Annotated in this window: 21 protein-coding genes; 19 read left to right on the top strand and 2 right to left on the bottom strand. The window is 64.2% G+C overall.

Translation table 11 applies throughout. The annotated features are described in order from the left end of the window. The first annotated feature begins 159 nt into the window (after window positions 1-159). From pcaF to paaZ, 9 genes are read left to right on the top strand one after another with little or no spacing between them, the layout of a single operon-like run. Complete coding sequence (gene pcaF, locus PAF18_RS08670) at window positions 160-1,365, top strand: 3-oxoadipyl-CoA thiolase (RefSeq protein ID WP_271115359.1); 1,206 nt, start codon at window positions 160-162, stop codon at window positions 1,363-1,365. A gap of 12 nt (window positions 1,366-1,377) precedes the next feature. Continuing rightward, entirely contained in the window at window positions 1,378-2,364 is a 987-nt protein-coding gene (paaA, locus tag PAF18_RS08665; protein ID WP_271115358.1) for a 1,2-phenylacetyl-CoA epoxidase subunit PaaA, read from the top strand. Between the two features lie 4 nt (window positions 2,365-2,368). After that, window positions 2,369-2,716 carry a VOC family protein gene (locus PAF18_RS08660; RefSeq protein WP_271115357.1) on the top strand — a complete coding sequence of 116 codons (348 nt, stop codon included), beginning with the start codon at window positions 2,369-2,371 and terminating at the stop codon, window positions 2,714-2,716. A 40-nt stretch (window positions 2,717-2,756) separates the two neighbouring features. After that, window positions 2,757-3,041, top strand: coding sequence for a 1,2-phenylacetyl-CoA epoxidase subunit PaaB (paaB, locus tag PAF18_RS08655; RefSeq protein ID WP_271115356.1), 285 nt, complete (start codon window positions 2,757-2,759; stop codon window positions 3,039-3,041). Continuing rightward, window positions 3,041-3,886 (top strand): 1,2-phenylacetyl-CoA epoxidase subunit PaaC, encoded by an 846-nt coding sequence (gene paaC, locus PAF18_RS08650; protein ID WP_271115355.1) that lies wholly within the window; start codon window positions 3,041-3,043, stop codon window positions 3,884-3,886. The genes paaB and paaC overlap by 1 nt, the downstream gene beginning before the upstream one ends. 1 nt (window position 3,887) lies before the next feature. After that, window positions 3,888-4,394, top strand: a complete 507-nt coding sequence (gene paaD, locus PAF18_RS08645) for a 1,2-phenylacetyl-CoA epoxidase subunit PaaD (RefSeq protein WP_271115354.1) — start codon at window positions 3,888-3,890, stop codon at window positions 4,392-4,394. A 10-nt stretch (window positions 4,395-4,404) separates the two neighbouring features. After that, the gene (paaE, locus tag PAF18_RS08640; RefSeq protein WP_271115353.1) at window positions 4,405-5,481 is read left to right on the top strand and encodes a 1,2-phenylacetyl-CoA epoxidase subunit PaaE; all 1,077 of its coding nucleotides are present in this window, start codon (window positions 4,405-4,407) and stop codon (window positions 5,479-5,481) included. 9 nt (window positions 5,482-5,490) lie between these two features. Beyond that, the gene (locus tag PAF18_RS08635; RefSeq protein ID WP_271115352.1) at window positions 5,491-6,243 is read left to right on the top strand and encodes a Phenylacetic acid catabolic protein; all 753 of its coding nucleotides are present in this window, start codon (window positions 5,491-5,493) and stop codon (window positions 6,241-6,243) included. An 11-nt stretch (window positions 6,244-6,254) separates the two neighbouring features. Next, window positions 6,255-8,312, top strand: a complete 2,058-nt coding sequence (gene paaZ, locus PAF18_RS08630; protein WP_271115351.1) for a phenylacetic acid degradation bifunctional protein PaaZ — start codon at window positions 6,255-6,257, stop codon at window positions 8,310-8,312. A 70-nt stretch (window positions 8,313-8,382) separates the two neighbouring features. Here the strand turns inward: paaZ and PAF18_RS08625 are convergent, their stop codons facing one another. After that, complete coding sequence (locus PAF18_RS08625; protein WP_271115350.1) at window positions 8,383-9,135, bottom strand: Bax inhibitor-1/YccA family protein; 753 nt, start codon at window positions 9,133-9,135, stop codon at window positions 8,383-8,385. Between the two features lie 531 nt (window positions 9,136-9,666). Here PAF18_RS08625 and PAF18_RS08620 point away from each other — a divergent pair. From PAF18_RS08620 to PAF18_RS08605, 4 genes are all read left to right on the top strand, one after another. Then, window positions 9,667-10,026, top strand: a complete 360-nt coding sequence (locus PAF18_RS08620; protein WP_271115349.1) for a helix-turn-helix domain-containing protein — start codon at window positions 9,667-9,669, stop codon at window positions 10,024-10,026. A 63-nt stretch (window positions 10,027-10,089) separates the two neighbouring features. Beyond that, window positions 10,090-10,872, top strand: a complete 783-nt coding sequence (locus PAF18_RS08615; protein WP_271115348.1) for an inositol monophosphatase family protein — start codon at window positions 10,090-10,092, stop codon at window positions 10,870-10,872. Between the two features lie 95 nt (window positions 10,873-10,967). Then, complete coding sequence (gene mgtE / locus PAF18_RS08610; RefSeq protein ID WP_434802209.1) at window positions 10,968-12,404, top strand: magnesium transporter; 1,437 nt, start codon at window positions 10,968-10,970, stop codon at window positions 12,402-12,404. 447 nt (window positions 12,405-12,851) lie between these two features. Then, window positions 12,852-13,328 (top strand): PepSY domain-containing protein, encoded by a 477-nt coding sequence (locus tag PAF18_RS08605; protein WP_271115347.1) that lies wholly within the window; start codon window positions 12,852-12,854, stop codon window positions 13,326-13,328. A 55-nt stretch (window positions 13,329-13,383) separates the two neighbouring features. On the opposite strand, the gene PAF18_RS08600 is transcribed toward PAF18_RS08605, so the two are convergent. Next, window positions 13,384-15,663, bottom strand: coding sequence for an NADP-dependent malic enzyme (locus PAF18_RS08600; RefSeq protein WP_271118085.1), 2,280 nt, complete (start codon window positions 15,661-15,663; stop codon window positions 13,384-13,386). A gap of 233 nt (window positions 15,664-15,896) precedes the next feature. On the opposite strand from PAF18_RS08600, the gene PAF18_RS08595 reads away from it, so the two are divergent. The 6 genes from PAF18_RS08595 (at window position 15,897) to PAF18_RS08570 (ending at window position 21,650) form a co-directional block, all read left to right on the top strand. Further along, a complete protein-coding gene (locus PAF18_RS08595; RefSeq protein WP_271115346.1) occupies window positions 15,897-16,292 on the top strand; it encodes a cytidine deaminase in 396 nt (131 codons plus the stop codon). Next, a complete protein-coding gene (locus PAF18_RS08590) occupies window positions 16,292-17,629 on the top strand; it encodes a thymidine phosphorylase (RefSeq protein ID WP_271115345.1) in 1,338 nt (445 codons plus the stop codon). Before PAF18_RS08595 ends, PAF18_RS08590 begins: the two co-directional genes overlap by 1 nt. 18 nt (window positions 17,630-17,647) lie before the next feature. Beyond that, window positions 17,648-18,826 carry a phosphopentomutase gene (locus PAF18_RS08585; RefSeq protein ID WP_271115344.1) on the top strand — a complete coding sequence of 393 codons (1,179 nt, stop codon included), beginning with the start codon at window positions 17,648-17,650 and terminating at the stop codon, window positions 18,824-18,826. Window positions 18,827-18,858: 32 nt separating this feature from the next. Continuing rightward, the gene (locus tag PAF18_RS08580) at window positions 18,859-19,839 is read left to right on the top strand and encodes an adenosine deaminase (RefSeq protein ID WP_271115343.1); all 981 of its coding nucleotides are present in this window, start codon (window positions 18,859-18,861) and stop codon (window positions 19,837-19,839) included. Between the two features lie 16 nt (window positions 19,840-19,855). Further along, entirely contained in the window at window positions 19,856-20,491 is a 636-nt protein-coding gene (upp, locus tag PAF18_RS08575) for a uracil phosphoribosyltransferase (protein ID WP_271115342.1), read from the top strand. Window positions 20,492-20,555: 64 nt separating this feature from the next. Continuing rightward, window positions 20,556-21,650, top strand: a complete 1,095-nt coding sequence (locus PAF18_RS08570) for an SPOR domain-containing protein (RefSeq protein WP_271115341.1) — start codon at window positions 20,556-20,558, stop codon at window positions 21,648-21,650. Window positions 21,651-21,692: the final 42 nt, after the last annotated feature.

Below are 21,692 nucleotides of genomic sequence, written 5' to 3'. Positions count from 1 at the left end.
CTCCGCGCTGCGACGGCAAGAGATAGCAGCTTTTCCTTGCCGCCCGCGCCCTGTCGGGCGAAGATTTTTCTTGCCCGGCACGGGAATCGCCGTATAAATAACCGAACGGTCGGTCAAAGATTATTTCATCCCGCGCCACCGTGATCAGAGGGGGAAGACATGGCTGAAGCATTTATCTGCGACGCGATCCGCACACCGATTGGCCGCTATGGCGGCGCGCTCAGCTCGGTCAGGGCCGATGATCTGGCAGCGATCCCGCTGGCCGCATTGATGGAACGGAACCCGGATGTGGACTGGGCCTCGGTCGACGACCTGATCTATGGCTGTGCCAACCAGGCCGGAGAGGATAACCGCAATGTCGCTCGCATGGCGGCGCTGCTGGCAGGGTTGCCGGTGGATCTGCCCGGGACGACGGTGAACCGGCTTTGCGGTTCGGGCATGGATGCGGTCGGCATGGCCGCCCGCGCGATCAAGGCCGGGGATTGCGACATGGTGATTGCCGGCGGGGTCGAAAGCATGTCGCGTGCGCCCTTCGTCATGCCCAAGGCGGAAACCGCCTTTGCCCGTGCCAATGCGGTCTATGACACCACCATTGGCTGGCGCTTCGTCAACAAGAAGCTGAAAGAGGAATACGGCATCGATTCCATGCCGCAGACCGCCGATAACGTGGCCGAGGATTTCAACGTCAGCCGCGAGGATCAGGACGCCTTTGCCGCGCGCAGCCAGGCGCGTTGGGCCGAAGCGCATGAGGCGGGCCGTTTCGCCGATGAGATCACGCCGGTTTCGGTCCCGCAGCGCAAGGGCGACCCGGTGGTGGTCGATACGGATGAACATCCGCGCCCCGGAACCGATGCCGGAAAGCTCGCCAAGCTGAAAGGCGTCAACGGCCCCGAGAAAAGCGTCACGGCGGGCAACGCTTCGGGCGTGAATGACGGTGCCTGCGCGCTGCTGATCGCCAGCAAGGAGGCCGCCGAGGCCAACGGTCTGACCCCCAAGGCCCGCGTCGTTGCCATGGCAGCGGTCGGGGTCGAGCCGCGCATCATGGGGATCGGCCCCGCGCCTGCGGCGAAGAAAGTGCTGGACCGCGCCGGGCTGAGCATCGGCGACATGGATGCGATCGAGCTGAACGAGGCTTTCGCCAGCCAGTCCCTTGCCACGCTGCGCGACCTTGGACTTCCCGATGACGCTCCCCATGTTAACCCGAATGGAGGTGCCATCGCGATCGGCCATCCTCTGGGCATGTCCGGGGCGCGGCTGGTGACCACCGCGATGTATCAGCTTCACCGCACCGGCGGGCGCTATGCGCTTTGCGCCATGTGCGTCGGCGTCGGGCAGGGCATCGCCATCATTATCGAACGCGTCTGAGGAGGAACTGCCATGTATGCACAGCTCGTCAAATCCGAAGGCAAATCGCGCGAGGAGATGTCGCCCGAAGAAATCGCCTTTCAGGAGCGCATCGACCGCAACGAGAAGATCGAACCGAAAGAGTGGATGCCGGACGGCTATCGCAAGACGCTGATCCGCCAGATCGGTCAGCACGCCCATTCCGAAATCGTCGGCCAGCTGCCCGAGGGCAACTGGATCACCCGCGCCCCCACGCTGGAACGCAAGCAGATCCTGCTGGCCAAGGTGCAGGACGAGGCCGGGCACGGGCTGTATCTGTATTGCGCCGCCGAGACGCTGGGCGTGAGCCGCGATGAACTGCTGGAGCGGCTGCATTCAGGCGACATGAAATACAGCAGCATCTTTAACTATCCGACGCTGACATGGGCCGATATGGGCGCGGTCGGCTGGCTGGTCGATGGTGCGGCGATCATGAACCAGGTGCCGTTGCAGCGGACCAGCTATGGCCCCTATAGCCGCGCGATGATCCGCATCTGCAAGGAAGAAAGCTTCCACCAGCGTCAGGGCTACGCGATCATGATGAAGATGGCCAATGGCACGCCTGCGCAGAAGAAGATGGCGCAGGATGCGCTGAACCGGCTGTGGTATCCCTCGCTGATGATGTTCGGGCCGTCCGACAAGGACAGCGTCCATTCCGCGCAGAGCATGGCGTGGAAGATCAAGATGAACACCAATGACGAGCTGCGCCAGAAATTCGTCGACCAGACCGTGCCGCAGGCCGAGTATCTGGGGCTGACGGTGCCGGACCCGGACCTGAAATGGAACGAGGAGAAGGGCGGCTATGACTTCACCGAGCCGGATTGGGACGAGTTCTTCCAGGTGCTGAAGGGCAACGGTCCGTGCAACAAGGAACGGCTCGGCGCGCGCGTGAAGGCCTGGGAGGACGGCGCCTGGTATCGCGAGGCGATGAACGCCCATGCGAAGAAGAAGGCCACCCGGCGCCCGGTCGCGGCGGAGTAAGGGAATGCCCCGGCTGAACCATGTCGCGCTGACGGTGTCGGATCGCGAAGCCTCGGCCCGGTTTTACGGGGAATATTTCGGCCTGATCCGGCGCGTGCATGATGATGAGCACTTGCTGATCCTGGCCGATGACAGCGGCGGTCTGCTGGCGCTGAGCGTGGGTGAGGTGCCGCCCGAATTGCCGCGCACCAATCATTTCGGCAGCCTTGTCGGCTCTGCTGCCGAAATCGACGCCATGCGCGACCGCTTTCGCGCCGATGGCGTGACCGAAACGGAATACAGCGCCGATGGTCCGGCGCGTGTGCAGGTGCTGGACCCGGACGGTTACCGGGTCGAACTCTACGCCTACTGATAGTTACCCGGCGGCGCTTGCCGCAGGAAGGGAGGAAGAAATGTCCAGCGAATGGCCCTTATGGGAAGTCTTTATCCGTGGCCAGCATGGTCTTAACCATCGCCATGTCGGCAGCCTTCATGCGCCCGATGCCGAGGTCGCGATCAAACATGCGCGCGATGTCTATACGCGCCGCAATGAGGGCGTCTCGATCTGGGTGGTGAAATCGGTCGATATTGCGGCCTCCAGCCCGTCCGACAAGGGACCGCTGTTCGAGCCGTCGAATGACAAGGTTTACCGTCATCCGACCTTCTACGATATTCCCGACGAGATAGGGCATATGTGATGCCGTCGCTTCCCGATATCATGACCCCGAATGCCGAGGAACTGGACAGGCAGGATGGTGGCAAGGGCGGCCACGCGCCGGCCCCCGACGCCGATCAGGACGCGTTTTTCGAGTTCCTGCTGCGCATGGGCGACAACGCGCTGATCCTCGGACATCGCAATTCCGAATGGTGCGGGCATGGTCCGCAGCTCGAAGAGGATATCGCCGTCTCGAATATTGCGCTCGATCTGATCGGGCAGACGGCGATGTGGCTGGAACTCGCTGCCGAGGTCGAGGGGCAGGGACGCTCTGCCGATGATCTCGCATATCTCCGCGATGTCTGGGATTTCCGCAATGTGAAGCTGGTCGAGCGGCCTAACGGCGATTTCGGCAACACGCTGATGCGGCAATTCCTGTTCGACGCCTTTCATTTCCACCAGCTAACTGCGCTGACCGGGTCGAGCGATGCCCGCGTGGCCGAGATCGCGGCGAAATCGCTCAAAGAGGTGAGCTATCATCTGGAACGCTCGGCCGGGCAGGTCATCGCGCTTGGCGACGGCACCGATGAAAGCCGCCGGCGGATGCAGGCTTCGTTGGACGACCAGTGGAGCTATGCGCTGGAATTGTTCGAAAGCGACGATACCGACCGCAAGATGGCCGAGGCCGGGATCGCCCCCGATCCCGCCGATCTGCGCGGCACATGGGACGAGACCGTCCACGCCGTGATGGAAGAGGCCACGCTGGAGATCCCGGATACGGATTTCGCGCATAAGGGCGGCAAGCAGGGCACCCATACCGAGCATCTGGGCTATATCCTGGCCGAGATGCAATTCCTGCAACGCGCCTATCCCGGCGCGGAGTGGTAGGATGCGGCCCGCCGTCTCGACCATATGGGACTGGCTGGCCGAGGTCCCGGATCCCGAGATTCCGGTGATCTCGCTGACCGATCTGGGGATCATCCGCGATGTGGACTGGCGGGACGAGACCCTTGTGGTCACGGTGACGCCGACCTATTCGGGCTGCCCGGCGACGGCGGTGATCAATCTGGATATCGAGAACCATCTGCGCAGCAAGGGTATCGACGATATCCGGCTGGAGCGGCGGCTCTCGCCGCCCTGGACCACGGACTGGATCAGCGAGGAGGGGCGCGAGAAGCTGCGTGACTATGGCATCGCCCCGCCGATCGAGGGCACCGCGCCCGACGGTCATGTCATGGCCCGGATCGGCGCGCTTGGCGGCAATCTGACCGTGCCATGCCCACGCTGCACATCCACCGATACGCGGCGGGTCAGCCAGTTCGGCTCGACTCCCTGCAAGGCGAGCTGGGTCTGCAATGCCTGTCTCGAACCTTTCGATTATTTCAAGTGCCATTAGAGGAACCGCCATGGCTCGATTCCTTCCGCTCCAGGTCACCGATGTGCGCCGCGACACGCGCGATGCGGTGGTGGTGACGCTGCAACCGAGGCCGGAGGACGCCGAGGCGTTCGACTTCACTCAGGGGCAGTATCTGACCTTCCGCCGCGATTTCGACGGAGAGGAGCTGCGCCGGTCCTATTCGATCTGTGCCGGGCGCGACGACGGCGCGCTGCGCGTGGGGATCAAGCGGGTCGATGGCGGCGCGTTCTCGACCTGGGCGAATGAGGAGCTCAGCGCCGGGATGCAGGTCGAGGCGATGGCGCCGATGGGACGGTTTCACACCGATCTCGATGGCGCGGCCTCGAAGCACTATGTCGGGATTGCTGCGGGGTCCGGGATCACCCCGGTGCTGTCGATCATCAAGACCACGCTGGCCCGCGAGCCGAAAAGCCGGTTCACGCTGATCTATGCGAACCGCTCGGTCAACTCGATCATGTTCCGCGAGGAGCTGGAGGATCTGAAAAACCTCTATCTGGGGCGCTTCTCGGTCATTCATATCCTGAAATCCGAGGGACAGGAGATCGACCTGTTCACCGGCCGGATCGACGCCGAGAAGATGCAGGCGCTGTTCGACAACTGGATCGACCCGGCAAGCATCGACACGGCATTTATCTGTGGCCCGGAAGGGCTGATGCTGACCGTCGCAGATAGCCTGCGGAAGGCCGGGCTGGATGACGGGCAGATCAAGTTCGAGCTGTTCGCCTCGTCGCAGCCGGGGCGGGCGAAGAAGAAGGCCGTCAGCAAGGATGCCGCGCAGGCGGGCGACGCGACCGAGGCCGTGGTGACGCTGGATGGCGCGACCCGCAGCTTCAAGATGCCGAAACAGGGCGAGAACCTGCTGGATGCGGCCTTGGCCAATGATCTCGACGCGCCCTATGCCTGCAAGGCCGGGGTCTGTTCGACCTGCCGCGCCAAGATCCTTGAAGGCGAGGCCGAGATGGCGATCAACCATGCGCTCGAGGATTACGAGGTCGCGCAGGGCTATGTGCTGACCTGCCAATGCTATCCGCTGACCGACCGTATCGTCGTCAGCTATGACGAATAGGGGGCGGCGATGAGCGAGATGAAGATCGAGGATTACCTGTCGCAGGGCGGCAAGCTGACCTCTCCGGGCAATGTCCCGCCGCGCTATCGCGGAGAGCTGATGCGGCTGATGGCGAGTTTCGTGGACAGCGAACTGGCGGGTGCAGCCGGGTTTGCCGACACGATCAACGACGCGCCCGGCATCCGGAACCGGATCGCGGCGGCAAAGATCACCCAGGAAAAGCTGGACCATGCCGGTCGCGTGCTCGACGTGATGGGCGAGTTCGGCGCAGATACCGCGCGCTATGACAACCGCCATGACTGGGCTGCGCGGATGGATCGCGATGCCGATCTGGCCGCCGCGCGGCATGGCGACGACATGCGGCTGTCGGTGTTCCACTATCCGATTCAGGGCTATGTCGATGCGGTGGTGCTGAACGTGCTGATGGGTCTGGCGACTGTCGTGCAGATGGAGGAGATGAAGCGGGTCAGCTATGCGCCGCTTGCCGATGCCTGTCGCGACATCGCCCCGCGCGAGACCGCGCATGTGGATCTCGGGCTGAAAGGGTTGCGCCAGATCGTCGAGAGCGATGAGGGGCGTGCCAAGGCCGAGGCATCGGTTGCCTATTGGATGCCCAGGGTCGAGGCGAGTTTCGGGCAGGCTGGCTCGGCGCGTTTCGAGAAACAGGCGCGGCTGGGACTGCGCCATACCGAAAACGAGAAACTCCGCGAGGACTGGGCGGGCCGCGTCAAGGACGCGCTGTCGCCGCTGGGTCTGGGCTGAAAGGACACGCCATGAACATGCAAACCACGCCGCGCGTGCTGCAATCCTATATCTGCGGCCAGTGGCAGGCCGGATCGAAGGACGGAAAGCCGCTGCTGAATGCCGCGACCGGCGAGACGGTGGCGCTGATCGACGCCACCGGGCTCGATTACGCGGCGGCATTGCAATACGGGCGCGAGCGGGGCGGCCCGGCGCTGCGCGCGATGACGCTGCATCAGCGGGCGCTGATGCTGAAAGAGATCGGCCTGAAACTCATGGAGATGAAGGAAGATTTCTATGTCGAGAATTTCTGGACCGGCGCGACCCGCGCCGATGGCTGGGTCGATATCGAGGGGGGCATCGGCACGCTGCTGACGCTGGCCTCGAAGGCGCGGCGCGAACTGCCGAATGCCCGCGTGATCCATGACGGCCCGGTCGAGCCGCTCTCGAAGGATTCCAGCTTTTCGGGCCAGCATATCCTCTCGCCGCTGCAAGGCGTGGCGGTGCATATCAACGCCTTCAACTTCCCGATCTGGGGGATGCTGGAAAAGATAGCGCCGACGCTGATCGCGGGGATGCCGACGCTGGTCAAACCCGCCAGCCAGACCGCCTATCTGACCGAGCTGATGGTGCGTCGCATCATCGACATGGGCATTCTGCCGGATGGTGCCTTGCAGCTGGTCAGCGGCTCGGCGGGCGACATGCTGGATCATGTGACCTGCCAGGATGTGGTGACGTTTACCGGCTCGGCGGATACCGGGCGGATGCTGAAGACCTCTCCCGCGATCATTGAAAACTCGGTCCGCTTCACCATGGAGGCGGACAGTCTGAACGCGTCGGTGCTGGGACCGGATGCAGGGCCGGGGACCGAGGAATTCGATCTGTTCATCCGCGAGGTGCTGCGCGAGATGACCAGCAAGGCGGGGCAGAAATGTACCGCGATCCGCCGGGCGATCGTGCCGCAGAGCCATGTCGATGCGGTGATCGAGGCGCTGAAGGGCAAGCTGGCAAAGACCGTGAGCGGCGATCCCGCGGTGGAGGGGACGCGCATGGGGCCGCTCGCCAGCCTCGATCAGCGCGACGAGGTGCGCGCCCGGATCTCGGATCTGAAGCGCGATGCCGAGATCGTGCTGGGTGACCCGGATGATGTCGCGGTCGCTTCGGGCGATGCCGAGAAGGGGGCCTTCATCAACCCGGTCGTTCTGCTGGCGAAGAATGCCGGCGCGGATTGCGCCGCCCATGATGTCGAGGCTTTCGGGCCGGTGGTCACGCTCATGCCTTATGAGGGCGTGGATCAGGCCGTGGCGCTGACCCATCGCGGCAAGGGGTCTCTGGTCGCCTCGGTCTTTACCGACAGCAAGGATGTCGCCGAAGAGATGGTGCTGGGCATGGCCCCCTATCACGGGCGCGTCCTGATCGGGAACCGGCGCTCGGCGAAATCCTCGACCGGGCATGGCAGCCCGCTGGCCCCGCTGGTTCATGGCGGGCCGGGCCGCGCGGGTGGCGGCGAGGAACTGGGCGGGATGCGTGCGGTCAAGCATTACATGCAGCGCACGGCAGTGCAGGGCGCGCCGCATCTGCTGAGCGCCGTCACCGGTATCTGGTCCGACGGGGCGGATACCCGCGCCGACAGGCATCCGTTCCGCAAATCCGTGGCGGAGCTGCGGATCGGCGATCAGATCGTCACAGAGGCCCGCAAGGTGACCGAGGACGACGTGGAACATTTCGCCAAATTCACCGGCGATACGTTCTACGCCCATATGAACTCTGACGCCGCCAGGGCGAACCCGTTCTTCGATGACCGCGTGGCGCATGGCTATCTGATTGCCTCCTTTGCGGCGGGGCTGTTCGTGGACCCCGATCCCGGCCCGGTTCTGGCGAATTACGGCGTCGACAATCTGCGCTTCATGACCCCGGTCTATTTCGGCGACACGCTGCGGGTGCGGCTGACCTGCAAGGAGATCAATCCGCGCGAGAATGCCGAGCACGCCGAGGTTCGCTGGGATTGCCGGGTCACCAATCAGAATGACGAGGTGGTGGCGCAATATGACGTGCTGACCATGGTCGCGAAGGAATGGCGCGGAGCCTGAGCGACGCGCTCACCCGAAGATGAAAAAAGGCCCCGCCGAAGCGGGGCCTTTCTTTTGGATCAGCAGACGATCAGTCGTTGCTGGCACCCATGAACTGGAGCAGGAACATGAACATGTTCAGGAAGTCCAGATACAGGCTCAGCGCGCCGAGAATGGCTGCCTTGCCCAGGAACTCACGATCGGAGTCGCGCAGCTGCAGATAGGTGTTCTTGATGCGCTGCGTGTCATAGGCGGTCAGCCCGGCGAAGATCAGGATGCCGATAACCGAGATGGCGAACTGCATCGCGCTCGACTGCAGGAAGATGTTGATGATCGACGCAATGATGAGGCCGATCAGACCCATGAACAGGAAGGTCCCCATCCCCGACAGGTCACGCTTGGTCGTATAGCCGTAAAGCGACAGACCGGCAAAGGCCGCAGCCGTCGCAAAGAAGGTCGAGGCAATCGAAACGCCGGTATAGGCCATGAAGATCCAGCTCAGCGACATGCCCATCAGTGCGGCAAAGCCGTAGAAGACGAGCGTGGCGGTCTGGGTGGACAGGCGATAGACCACGGCGCCGAAACCGAACACCACCAGAAGCGGCGCGAACATCAGCACCCATTTCAACGGCGAAGTATAGACGGCAACGCCGATCGGGGTGAGCTGGCCATTCTGCACGGCGAGCATGTTCAGCCCAAGCGCGAAGAACGCCGTCACGGCCATGCCGGTGGCCATGATGCCGTAGACCTTGCTCATATACTCGCGAAGGCCGACATCAATATCGGCGCGGGTCGCGGCACCCGTCCGGGCCTGGGCCTGACGCAGGGTGTCGTATTCAGCCATCAGTTTCTCCATAACTGGTGTGAACGGTGCGAGCTGCACCTGTTGCGGTCAATATCGGCACAGTATGGCATGAATTCAAGCGAGGCGAAGCAAAAATTGCCTTGTTTCGACAGGGCCGAGTTGCATCGGCACCTCCTCGCCGGGCGGGCGGAAAATCTGCCCTGCGCGTGCCGGTTTTGCCGCCAAAAGATGCCCCGCTATGGCGCGCTGTTGAGGGCGGCCGCCAGGCCCGACAGAAAACCCCGGAACCTTTCGTTTTGGCAACCGTTGGATGAGTGAACGATGATCGCTCAGCAGCTTATGCTACGCATGCACTGCACAGAATTTGAGCAGAATAGATCATTGATTCGACCGAATCTGCCTAAATATTACCCCGCGCTCGGCTAATTTCCGCTGCACATTGACAGTTATGTCATTTTCTGCGTGCCGAGAACTGTCCTTTTGGTCAACTAGAGCGTGTCAATCCTCATTCGGAGTCGCCAGTCCGGCACCCGGTGGTGTATGACTCTCGAAGTTTTGGTGAGGTGTAGTATGAAGCACGAAGTTGATGTGCATGTTGGCACGCGTATCCGTCATCGCCGCTGGCTGATCGGGATGACACAGCAGCAGCTGGCGGATCAGGTCGGTATCAAATTCCAGCAAATCCAGAAATATGAGACCGGGGCGAATCGGGTGTCGGCGTCGCGTCTGTGGGATATCGCCAAGGCACTGGATGTGCCGATCAGTTTCTTCTTTGAAGGGCTGACCGACGGCCGCGCGAATGCCGAGGTCGAGGATGACGTTCTCGCGAACAAGGAAGCACTTCAGCTGATCCGCGCCTATTATGCAATGCCGGAAGCGCAGCGCCGGCAGATCTTCGAGCTGGCGCGGGTTCTGTCTCACGCGGCATAGATTCTGACGGCTGTTCGCCCTCTCGTATCCGCGCTATGACGCGCCCGATACGAGGGGGCGAACATGCATCACCAGGACATCTTCGACACGGCCGCCGCAATGGCGGATGCGGCGCGCGGTATCGCGCTGCCGCTTTTCCGCAGTGCTGGCCTGGTGCCGGATAACAAACAGGCCAGCGGGTTCGACCCGGTGACCGCGGCGGATCGCGATTGCGAACGCGCCATGCGCCAGATCCTTGCCGCGCGACGTCCCGGTGACGCGATCATTGGCGAGGAGTTCGGGGCCTCGCCCGGCGATAGCGGGCTGAGCTGGGTTCTGGACCCGATCGACGGCACCCGCGCCTTCATCTCGGGCGCCCCGAGCTGGGGGGTGCTGATCGGTCTGACCGATGAGACCGGGCCGATCTATGGCATTGTCGACCAACCCTTTACCGGCGAGCGCTTCGAGGGCGGGCTCGGCCGTTCGCAGATGACCGACCGGCGGGGAACGCGACCGCTTGCGGTGCGGCGGGGCGTCGAGCTGGCGCAGGCAACGCTGCTGAGCACCTTTCCCGAAATCGGCACCGAGGATGACCGCACCGCCTTTCAGCGGGTGGCCGGGCATGTGCGGCTGACCCGCTATGGGCTGGATTGCTACGGCTATGCGCTGCTGGCCATGGGCATGGTGGATCTTGTGATCGAGGCCGGGCTGCACGCCTATGACGTGGTTGCGCCGATTGCCGTGGTCCAGGCGGCGGGCGGCGTCGTCACCGATTGGGAGGGCGGGCCGGCGCATCACGGCGGACGTGTCCTCGCCGCCGCGACGCCCGAGCTGCACAGCGCGGCGATGGCGCTGCTGCGCGGGTAAGCGCGTTGCCGCCGCCCGGCGGCTTGATTAAGATCAGACACAGGCCGATCCCGCCCGAGCCATGTATTTTCGTCAGTCAATTTTGAGGGGGGTCCATGCAGGACGAAGCGCAGCGTCCCGAGACGCCTGAGGAACAGCCCGATCCGACCGAAACCGTCGAGATGCCCGAGCGCGACGGCGAGGAGGATGATTTCACGCCCCCGCGCGCGCTGATCGATCAGATCCGCGACGCCATCGACGACGAGGATCAAGCGCGGCTCGACATGTTGCTGGAGCCGATGCACGCCGCCGACGTCGCGGATGTGATCGAGAACCTGTCCAACGCAAGGCGGCGTATTTTCCTGTCACTGTGGTCAGGCGAGATCGACGGCGACATTCTGTCGGAAATCGACGAATCGATCCGGGACGAGATCGTCGAGCAGCTGCCGAACTCGGTGCTCGCCGATGCGGTCCGCGAGATGGACAGCGACGACATCGTCGAGCTGATCGAAGAGCTGGACGAGGACGAGCAGCAGAAGGTTCTGGAGGCGCTCGACGAATCCGACCGTATCGCCGTCGAGCAATCGCTGACCTATCCCGAATATTCCGCCGGCCGGATGATGCAGTCCGAGGTGGTGACCGCGCCGGAACACTGGACGGTGGGCGACACGATCGATTATCTGCGCGAGGAAGAGGATCTGCCCGACCAGTTCTATCACGTGGTGCTGGTCGATCCGCGCCGCCATCCGGTCGGCTATGTCGCCCTTGGCCGGCTGCTCGCAACGCGCCGCGCCACGCCGCTGCGCGACATCACCGAGGATAGTTTCCGACCCATCAGCGTCTATGCCGAAGAGGCCGACGTCGCCTATGCGTTCAACCAGTATCACCTCATCTCCGAGCCGGTGGTGGACGAGGATGACCGGCTGGTCGGCGTCATCACCATTGACGACGCGATGGAGGTGCTGGACGAGGAACATGAAGAGGACATTCTGCGCCTGGCCGGTGTCGGCGACGAATCCTCGATCTCGGATACTGTGATGGAGACGCTTTGGCAGCGCATCCCTTGGCTGGGGGTGAACCTGGCAACGGCGATCCTGGCCTCTTTCGTGATCGCGCTGTTCGAGACTACGATTTCCGAGCTGGTGGCGCTGGCGGTTCTGATGCCGATTGTCGCCTCGATGGGCGGCAATGCCGGGACGCAGACGCTGACCGTGGCGGTGCGGGCGCTGGCGACGAAGAGCCTCACCGGTTCGAATGTGTGGCGCGTGGTCTGGCGCGAGGCGGTGGTCGGGTTGCTGAACGGCCTGTGCTTCGCGGTGGTCATGGGAATCGTGGCGTGGATCTGGTTCGACGGCGTCTCGCTGGCCGGGGTGATCGCGATTGCTATGGTGGTGAACCTTCTGGTTGCCGCACTGGCCGGGATCCTCGTGCCGTTGACACTTGAAAAGGTCGGCGCGGACCCGGCGCTTGCCTCTGGCACCTTTGTCACAACCGTGACGGATGTGGTTGGTTTCTTTGCGTTTCTCGGGCTGGCCCAGTCGGTGCTTCTTTAAAGCCGCGCAGGACCAGCGTTTTCCAAGGCAGGTTTTTGCCCGGATTTGTCAAAGAATCGTTGATTTGAGAGATCTTCTCCCGCAAGTTGATGCACGTTAAGCCGGAAACACAATATCTGGTGGTGACCTATAGATGCTGGGGAACGGCCCGGCTGTCGGCAGGGTTCGGGACAGGCACATCCCGTCCGCGATGCGGGCGGGATGACGCATTCTCGTTATCGACATCTCGATTTATCTTTCTTGACTGAGAGAATTGTCCGTCGGCTCATTTGGCGCAGCAAATCGAGCGTGATCAGCAGTCTCGGGTAAATCCGAACCGACACGTCGGCAACTGCGTCATAGGGCTGACATGCCCGCGTCACTGCGCCGTGATTGCGCTGTCACGACCACCGCGCAGCCTGAGCCTGCGCGTCAAGCCCGGCGCGCGGAACAGGAAGGATCGACGAGATGAAATTCGCTGCCGCTTTTGCGTCCGCTGCTCTTCTGGCCGCACCCGCCTTTGCTCAGGACGAAGAAACCATGTCGCTGGAGGAGGTCGCCGCCGCCGCGATGGAAGCCGCTCAGGCTGCCATGCCCGATGCCAGCTTCGAATCGGCCTCGCTCGATGACGACGAGGGGACCGATACCTACGAGATCGCCGGCGTCACGTCCGATGGCACCGCCATCGAGGTGGATGTGCTCGAAGACGGCACGGTCGAGGAAATCGAGGAAGAGGTCGCTCTGGAAGACCTGCCGGACGCCGTGACCGCCGCCTGGGAAGAAAACATGGCCGGCGTCACCCCGTCCATGATCGAGAAATCGACACGCGATGACGGCGCGACCGTCATCTATGAGTTCGAGGGCGAACAGGACGGCCAGGAATTCGATGCCGAGGTTAACGAGGACGGCAGCAACTGGACCATGACCGAAGACATGGCCGGCTGATCGGTCGAAGCCTGATCGATCCGGGCGGGGTTCCTTCCCCGCCCGCGCGCCGTGCCTATTCGTAATGCGCGACCGGTGTGCCCGCGATGGCTGACATGTTCAGCAGTCCCCGCGCGGTGATCGATGAGGTCACGATATGGGCGCGGTTGCCCATTCCCATCAGGATCGGCCCGACCTCCAGCCCGTCCGCCTTGGTCTTGAGGATATTGCGCACGCCGGAAGCGGTATCGGTGCCCGAGAAGATCAGCACATTCGCCGCCCCTTCAAGCCGCGAGGCCGGGAAGATGCGCTGCCGGATCTCGGGGTCGAGTGCCGCGTCGATATGCATCTCGCCGTCGAAATTGAAATCGACCTCGCGCTCTTGCAGGATCTCCAGCGCGCGGCGCATGCGGCGGCCGGAATCGCTGTCGAGATTGCCGAATTGCGAGTGGCTGCACAGCGCGATATGCGGCTCGAGCCCGAAGCGGCGCACATGGCGGGCAGCGCCGATGGCGGATTGGGCGATCTCTTCCGGGGAGGGGTAGTTGTTCACCTGCGTGTCGGCGATGAAAAGCGGCCCGTCCTCGAGAATGATCATCGACAGCGCGCCATGCGGTTCCAGCCCGCCGCGCCCGAGGATCTGGCTGATATAGTTCAGATGCCAGCTATATTGCCCGAAAGTGCCGCAGAGCAGGCTGTCCGCCTCGCCCCGATGCACCATCACCGCGCCGATCGCGGTGGTGTTGGTGCGCATGATCGCGCGGGCCAGATCCGGCGTCACGCCGCGCCGCGCCATCAGGTCGTGATAGGTTTCCCAGTATTCGCGATAGCGCGGATCGTTTTCCGGGTTCACGATCTGGAAATCCTTTTCGGGACGGATCGGCAGCCCGGCGCGCTCGGCACGTTTCTCGACCACCTCGGGACGCCCGATCAGGATCGGCACATCGGTGGTTTCCTCGATCATCGCGTTGGCGGCGCGCAGCACGCGCTCATCCTCGCCCTCGGCGAAGACGATGCGGCGGGACGAGGTGGCCGCGGCCTCGAAGACCGGGCGCATGATCAGCGCCGAGCGGAAGACCGAACTGTCGAGCCGCCGCTTATAGGCGTTCAGATCCTCGATCGGGCGCTGTGCAACGCCCGAGTCCATCGCCGCTTTCGCAACGGCGGTCGAGACCACACCGATCAGCCGCGGATCGAAGGGCTTCGGGATCAGATATTCCGGCCCGAAGGTCAGCGTCTCGCCGCGATAGGCGGCGGCGGCCTCGGCGGCTGTGGTGGCACGGGCAAGTGCTGCGATGCCCTCGATACAGGCGATCTGCATCTCATCATTGATCTGGGTTGCGCCCACGTCGAGCGCGCCCCGGAAAATGAAGGGGAAACACAGCACGTTGTTGACCTGGTTCGGGAAGTCGCTGCGGCCCGTGGCGATTACCGCATCGGGCGCGACCTCCTTCGCCAGATCGGGCATGATCTCGGGCGTGGGGTTGGCAAGCGCGAAGATCACCGGACGGTCGGTCATCTTCGCAACCATTTCGGGCTTCAGCACGCCCGGCCCGGACAGGCCCAGGAACATGTCCGCCCCCTCGATCACCTGGTCCAGATTGCGCAGATCCGAGGGCTGCGCGAATTCCGCCTTTTGCGGGTTCATGTCGGTCGTCCGGCCCTCATAGACCAGCCCCTCGATATCGCAGAGCCAGACATTCTCGCGCCTGACCCCCAGCTTCAGCAGCATGTTCAGACAGGCAATCCCCGCCGCGCCGCCGCCGGTCGAGACGATCTTGATGTCCTCGAACTTTTTGCCGACGACGCGAAGCGCATTCGTGGCCGCCGCGCAGACGACGATGGCCGTGCCGTGCTGATCGTCGTGGAAGACCGGGATATTCATCTTCTCGCGGCAGAGCTTTTCGACGATGAAGCAATCCGGCGCCTTGATGTCCTCGAGATTGATCGCCCCGAAACTGGGCTCCAGGCTCTGAACGATGGCGGCGAGTTTCTCCGGGTCGGTCTGGTCGATTTCGAGATCGAAGCAGTCGATATTGGCGAATTTCTTGAATAGAACCGCCTTGCCTTCCATCACCGGTTTCGAGGCCAGCGGGCCGATATTGCCCAGACCCAGAACCGCCGAGCCGTTCGACACCACCGCCACCAGATTGCCCCGCGCGGTATAGCGCGCCGCGTCGGACGGGTTGGCCTTGATCTCGACACAGGCCTCGGCGACGCCCGGACTATAGGCCCGCGACAGGTCACGCCCGTTGGCGAGCGGCTTGGTCGCGCGGATCTCCAGCTTACCGGGGCGCGGAAATTCGTGATACTCCAATGCGGAATTTCGTGCCGTGTCCTGCCGCTGCTCGTCCATCTCCGTCCCCTTGTCTCGCTTGGTCGGCGAGGCGCGCGCGCCCGCCGACGCGGTGTTGTTCAGCGTTAAACCAGTTTGACGACCCATCACAAGCATTCCAGCCACGGCGCGGGCGAAACAGTTTCAGGCTTTTGCGAAAGCCGGGGCGCACCGCGTCATGTGGCGGCCGCCCGAGCCGCTTGCATCCGCATATCGCTGCGCGCACACTCCGGCGACCAGATCCGGAGAGAAGAATGTCCCTGCTCGACGCCGCCCGCGAGGTTCGCGATGCCGCTTATGCGCCCTATTCCCGTTTCAAGGTCGGCGCTGCCGTGCGCGGGACCTCTGGCCGGATCTATCGCGGCTGCAATGTCGAGAATGTCGCCTATCCGGAAGGCACCTGCGCCGAGGCCGGCGCAATCGCGGCGATGGTGGCCGCAGGCGAGACCGAGCTGACCGAGGTCGCCGTAATCGCGGCTTCTCCCAGCCCGGTGCCGCCCTGCGGGGGCTGCCGGCAGAAGCTCGCCGAATTCGGGCGCGGAGACACGCCGGTGACGCTGGCGACCACCGATGGCGCGACGCTGCACACCACCATCGGCGAATTGCTGCCCGGCCGTTTCGATGCGGGCCATATGGACGGCGCCGAGTGATGGCTGCGGCGGATCGCGGCACAGATCCGCGCCCGGTCATCGCTGCGCTGCGCGACGGGCAGGGGCTGGATGCAAAAGGCGCCGAGCTGATCGCCTCCGGGCTGGCCGATGGCGGCCTGTCGGACGCGCAGGCGGGCGCCTTCGCCATGGCGGTGCTGACCCGCGGGCTTTCGGTCGCGGGCCGCACCGCGCTGACCCGCGCCATGCGCGATTCCGGCGATGTGATGCGTTGGGACCTGCCCGGTCCGGTGGTCGACAAACACTCGACCGGCGGGGTGGGCGATGTTGTCTCGCTGGTGCTGGCACCGCTGCTGGCGGCCTGCGGAGTGTTCGTGCCGATGATCTCGGGGCGGGGGCTCGGGCATACCGGCGGAACGCTCGACAAGCTAGAGGCGATCCCGGGCTATCGCTGCGATCTCTCCGAGGCCGAGTTCCGCAAGGTGGTGGGGAATGTCGGATGCGCCATCGTCTCGGCCTCGGCCGATCTCGCCCCGGCCGATCGGCGGCTTTATGCGATCCGCGACGAGGCGGCTTGCGTCGAATCCATCGATCTCATCACTGCCTCAATCCTGTCGAAAAAACTGGCTGCGGGGCTGGATGCGCTTGTGCTGGATGTGAAATCCGGCTCGGGCGCGTTTCTGGGCGGGGCGGATCAGGCGGAAAGCCTCGCCCAGTCATTGGTTTCCACTGCGAATGCGGCGGGGTGCCGAAGCTCGGCGCTGATTACCGATATGGATCAGCCGCTGGCTCGCGCGGCAGGTAATGCGGTCGAGGTTCACGCGGCAATCGCTTGTCTGCGCGGCGGGTCTTCGGCGCTGCGAGACCTGGTTCTGGCGCTTGCGGCAGAGGCGCTGCGGCTGGCAGGGCAGGACGACACGTCACAGCGCACCACCCGCGCCCTCGATGACGGCACCGCGGCAGAGATTTTCGGGCGCATGGTGGCGGCGCAAGGCGGCCCCGCGGGTCTGCTCGACGCGCCTGACAGCTATCTGCAATCCGCCCCGGTGATCCGGCCCATTCCCGCGCCGGAAGGTTTTGTTTCGCGCATCGACACCACTGCGCTCGGACAGGCAGTGATCGGGCTTGGCGGAGGGCGGCTGCGCGCGGGGCAGGGGATCGACCATCGGGTCGGGTTCTCGGATCTGCGGCGGATCGGCGAGCCGACCGAGGGGCAGCTCGGCCTTGTCCATGCCGCTTCGGACGAAGCTGCGGAAGGCGCCATCGCCTCGGTGCAGGCGGCCTACGCGCTTTCTGACGCCGCGTCGCCGGCAGGGTCGCTGATCCGGGCCCATGTTGCACCCGAGGCCGCGGCAGCGCAGATAGATCATCGGCGATAGACGGAGTGAGGCCAGAACATGACCCGAGCCTTTCTGGTGGTGATGGACAGCGTCGGCATTGGCGGCGCGCCGGACGCGGCGCGGTTCTTCAATGACGGCGTGCCCGATACCGGGGCGAACACCGTGCTGCATATTGCCGAGGCGCAGCCACTGCGCCTGCTGCATCTGGACCGGCTCGGGCTTGGGGCGGCGCTGCGGCTGGCCTCGGGACAGGAGGCGCCGGGGCTTGGTGCAGAGCCGGTCGGAATCTGGGGGGCGGCGACCGAGATTTCGCCGGGCAAGGACACGCCCTCGGGTCACTGGGAACTGGCCGGCGTGCCGGTGCCCTGGGACTGGCATTATTTTCCCGACACCCAACCGGCTTTCCCGCCAGAGATCGCCGCGCGGGTCTGCGAGCTGGCCGGAACCGATGGGATTCTGGGCAACAAGCACGCCTCGGGGACGGTGATTTTGGACGCGCTCGGCGCCGAGCATCTGCGGACCGGCTGGCCGATCTGCTATACCTCGGCCGACAGCGTGTTCCAGATTGCAGCCCATGAAGAGGCTTTCGGGCTGGACCGGCTGCTGCAGCTTTGCGCGGATCTTGCGCCGATGCTGCACGAGATGCGGGTGGGCCGGGTCATTGCGCGGCCCTTTATCGGCGCCGATGGTGATTTCCGCCGCACCGCGAATCGGCGCGACTATGCCATCGCCCCGCCCTCGGACACGATCCTCGATATCGCGCATGGCGCGGGCCGGCCCACCCATGCCATCGGCAAGATCGGAGATATCTTCAGCCATCGCGGCATCGGCAGGCTGCATAAGGGCCGATCCGACGCCGATCTGGCCGATCATCTGCTGAACCTGCTGGACGAGGCAGAGCCCGGCAGCCTGACCTTCGCCAATTTCGTCGAATTCGACAGCCTTTATGGACATCGCCGCGACATATCCGGCTATGCCACCCATCTGGAATGGTTTGACGGCATCGTCGGCGCCGCGCTCGACCGGTTGCAGCCGGGCGATCTGATCCTGTTCACCGCTGATCACGGCAATGACCCGTCCTGGACCGGCACCGATCACACGCGCGAGCGCGTGCCGGTGCTGGGTGCAGGTCCGGCGCCGCGCGGCATCGGACAGGTCGGATTTTCCGATATCGGCGCCAGCGTCATGGCGCATCTGGGGCTGCCGCCGACCGGACATGGCACAAGTTTCCTCTGACCGACGCATCTGATTCGCAGGACCATCATCCGATGAAAGAGCTAAAGAAGATTGAACTTCACCTGCATCTCGAAGGTGCCGCGCCCCCCGGTTTCATCCGCGGTCTCGCCGCCGAGAAGCGGGTCGATCTGCCCGCCATCTTCGACGGGCGCGGGCACTATGATTATCGCGATTTCAAGGAATTCCTGAAGGTTTACGAAGCGGCGAGCTCTGTCATCCGCACGCCGCAGGATTACGCCCGGCTGCTGCGGGAAGTGTTGCAGAACTGCGCCGATCAGGGCGCGATCTATGCCGAACTCTTCGTATCTCCAGAATTCTGCGGCGGCGGAGACCTCGCGGCCTGGCGCGACTATCTTGCCGCCATGACCGAAACCGCCAGCGAGATGCGCAGCGCCGGGATAGACAGCCGCGCCATCGTCACTCCGATCCGCCATTTCGGCCCCGAGCGTGCCCGCGCCAGCGCCATCTGTGCCGCCGAAACCGGCAGCGCTGAAGGCTCGGGCTGGGTGACCGGGCTTGGGATGGGCGGTGCCGAGGATGTCGGTCGTGCACAGGATTTCGCCTGGAGCTTCGATTGCGCGCGCGAGGCCGGGCTCGGGCAGACCTGCCATGCCGGGGAATGGGGCGGACCGCAATCCATCCGCGATGCGCTGAGCCTCGGGGTCAGCCGCATCGGCCACGGCGTGCGCGCGACCGAAGACCCAGCATTGCTGAACGAACTCGCGCAGCGGGGCATCACGCTGGAAGTCTGTCCAGGCTCGAATATCGCGCTTGGCATCTATCCCGACTGGGCCGCCCATCCTATCGCGCGGATTGCCGATTCCGGCGTGAAAGTGACTATATCGACCGACGATCCGCCATTTTTCCACACCACGCTCAGCCACGAATATGAACGCCTTGCCGATGCGTTCGGCTGGGGAAAGGCGGAATTTGCGGCGCTGAATCTGAACGCCGCCGAGGCTGCCTTCTGCGACGATGCCACCCGCGCCCGGCTGCGCGAAAACTTCTCGTGACCCGAACGGAGCCTCCATGTCTGATCCGCATCTGACCGTCGTCGAGCACCCGCTGGTCCAGCACAAGCTGACCATCATGCGCGACAAGACCACTTCGACCGGCGCGTTCCGCCAGCTCCTGCGCGAGATCAGCCTGCTGCTTGCCTATGAGGTGACGCGCGAACTGCCGGTGACCACGCAGCGTATCGAGACGCCGATCCAGCCGATGGATGCGCCGGTGCTCGAGGGCAAGAAGCTGGCGCTCGTCTCGATCTTGCGGGCGGGGAACGGGCTGATGGACGGAATACTCGAACTGATCCCCTCGGCGCGCGTGGGGTTTGTCGGACTGTATCGCGACCCCGAGACGCTTCAGCCGGTTCAGTATTATGCCAAGCTGCCGAAGGGTCTGGATGCGCGGATGACCATCGTGGTCGATCCGATGCTGGCGACGGGGAATTCTTCGGCGGCGGCGATCGACCTCATCAAGGCCGAGGGGGCCACGAATATCCGGTTTCTCTGCCTTCTGGCCGCGCCGGAGGGGGTGGCGCGGATGAAGGAGGCGCATCCCGATGTGCCGATTGTCACGGCGGCGCTTGACGAACGGCTCGACGATCATGGCTATATCCTGCCGGGGCTGGGCGATGCCGGAGACCGGATGTTCGGCACAAAATAGCCAGATTAACCTGCCGCTAAGTAGAGCCGGATAGAAAGGTCGAAACGACTGATTCGGCGGGCAGATGCGGTTCTCGGCTTGGATTCTTCTTGCGCTGACATGCGCTTTGGCGGCGCGGGCCGGGACCATCGGCCCGGCGGAACTGCCGCCGGGGGATTTCTCGGGCGCGCAATATATCGACAGCAAAGGCTGTGTCTTCATCCGCGATGGCACGGTCTGGACGCCTCGTCTCGCGGATGACGGCACACCCTATTGCGGCTTTCCGCCGACCAATCCCGATTGGGCTGCCGCGCCTGTGCCGCTCGACCCGGCGGCGGTGGAACGCGACCTGATGATGCGCGTCGTGACAGAGGAGGGCGGGCAGGTGCAACTGGCGTCGCCTGAGACAGGGCAGCCCGGTGAGACCGCTCAGCGCAAAGGGGCCGCCGCGCCGGATATGGATGCGCGCCGCACCGGCCCGCAGCGTGAGCTGGCGCCGGATCGCAGCATCGGCGCACGCATCAAGCGTGAACTGGCAGTCGCCCCGGCGATGCTTTCGGCAGAGGTGCCGCTGCGCCGACGCGATGCGCAGATCTGCGCCCTCATCGGGATGCGGCCCGGTGCCGGCACGCCGAGCCCGGACGACCCGACCGGGGGGTTATGCCATGGCACGCCGTCCCGTGTGGGCATGGCGCGTTCCGGCGTTGACGCAGGGCGGCTCCGCAAGGATAGGGATGCGGAGAAGCCCGTAGATCATGACGACAAGCGGCATGCAGCGACCGGGGCAGATCCCATGCCTCGGGGAACCGTGGCGAAGGCAAAGCGCGCCGGCTCAGGGAAACCGATTGCTGGCAAGGGATCGAGCGGTACAGCCAAATCCGATGCTCAGAAAGGTGAGGCTGCAACCCCGACGGCTCGGCCCAGACAGCCACCCAAATCGCAGGAAGAGATGATCCCGGCCGGTGCCCGCTTCGTTCAGCTTGGCCGTTTCGATGCCGCCGAGGCAGAGGCGGTTATGGCGGCGCTCCGTGTGCTCGGCTATCCGGTCGCCCGCGAGCGCAAGGCCGAAGCCGATGCGCGGCGGCTCGTGCTGGCCGGACCGTTCTCCAGCCGTGAGCGGCTCGTGGCGGCGCTGAACCGGCTGCGCGAGGCGGGCTACACGAGTTCGGTTGCGCGCTGAGTCAGGCGATCTGGACATCTCGGTCCCCAGACGCTCGCGCTT

This window comes from Paracoccus sediminicola, assembly GCF_027912835.1.
In the GTDB taxonomy this organism is placed as follows: domain Bacteria; phylum Pseudomonadota; class Alphaproteobacteria; order Rhodobacterales; family Rhodobacteraceae; genus Paracoccus; species Paracoccus sediminicola.
This window is presented reverse-complemented; position numbering and strand designations above follow the sequence as displayed.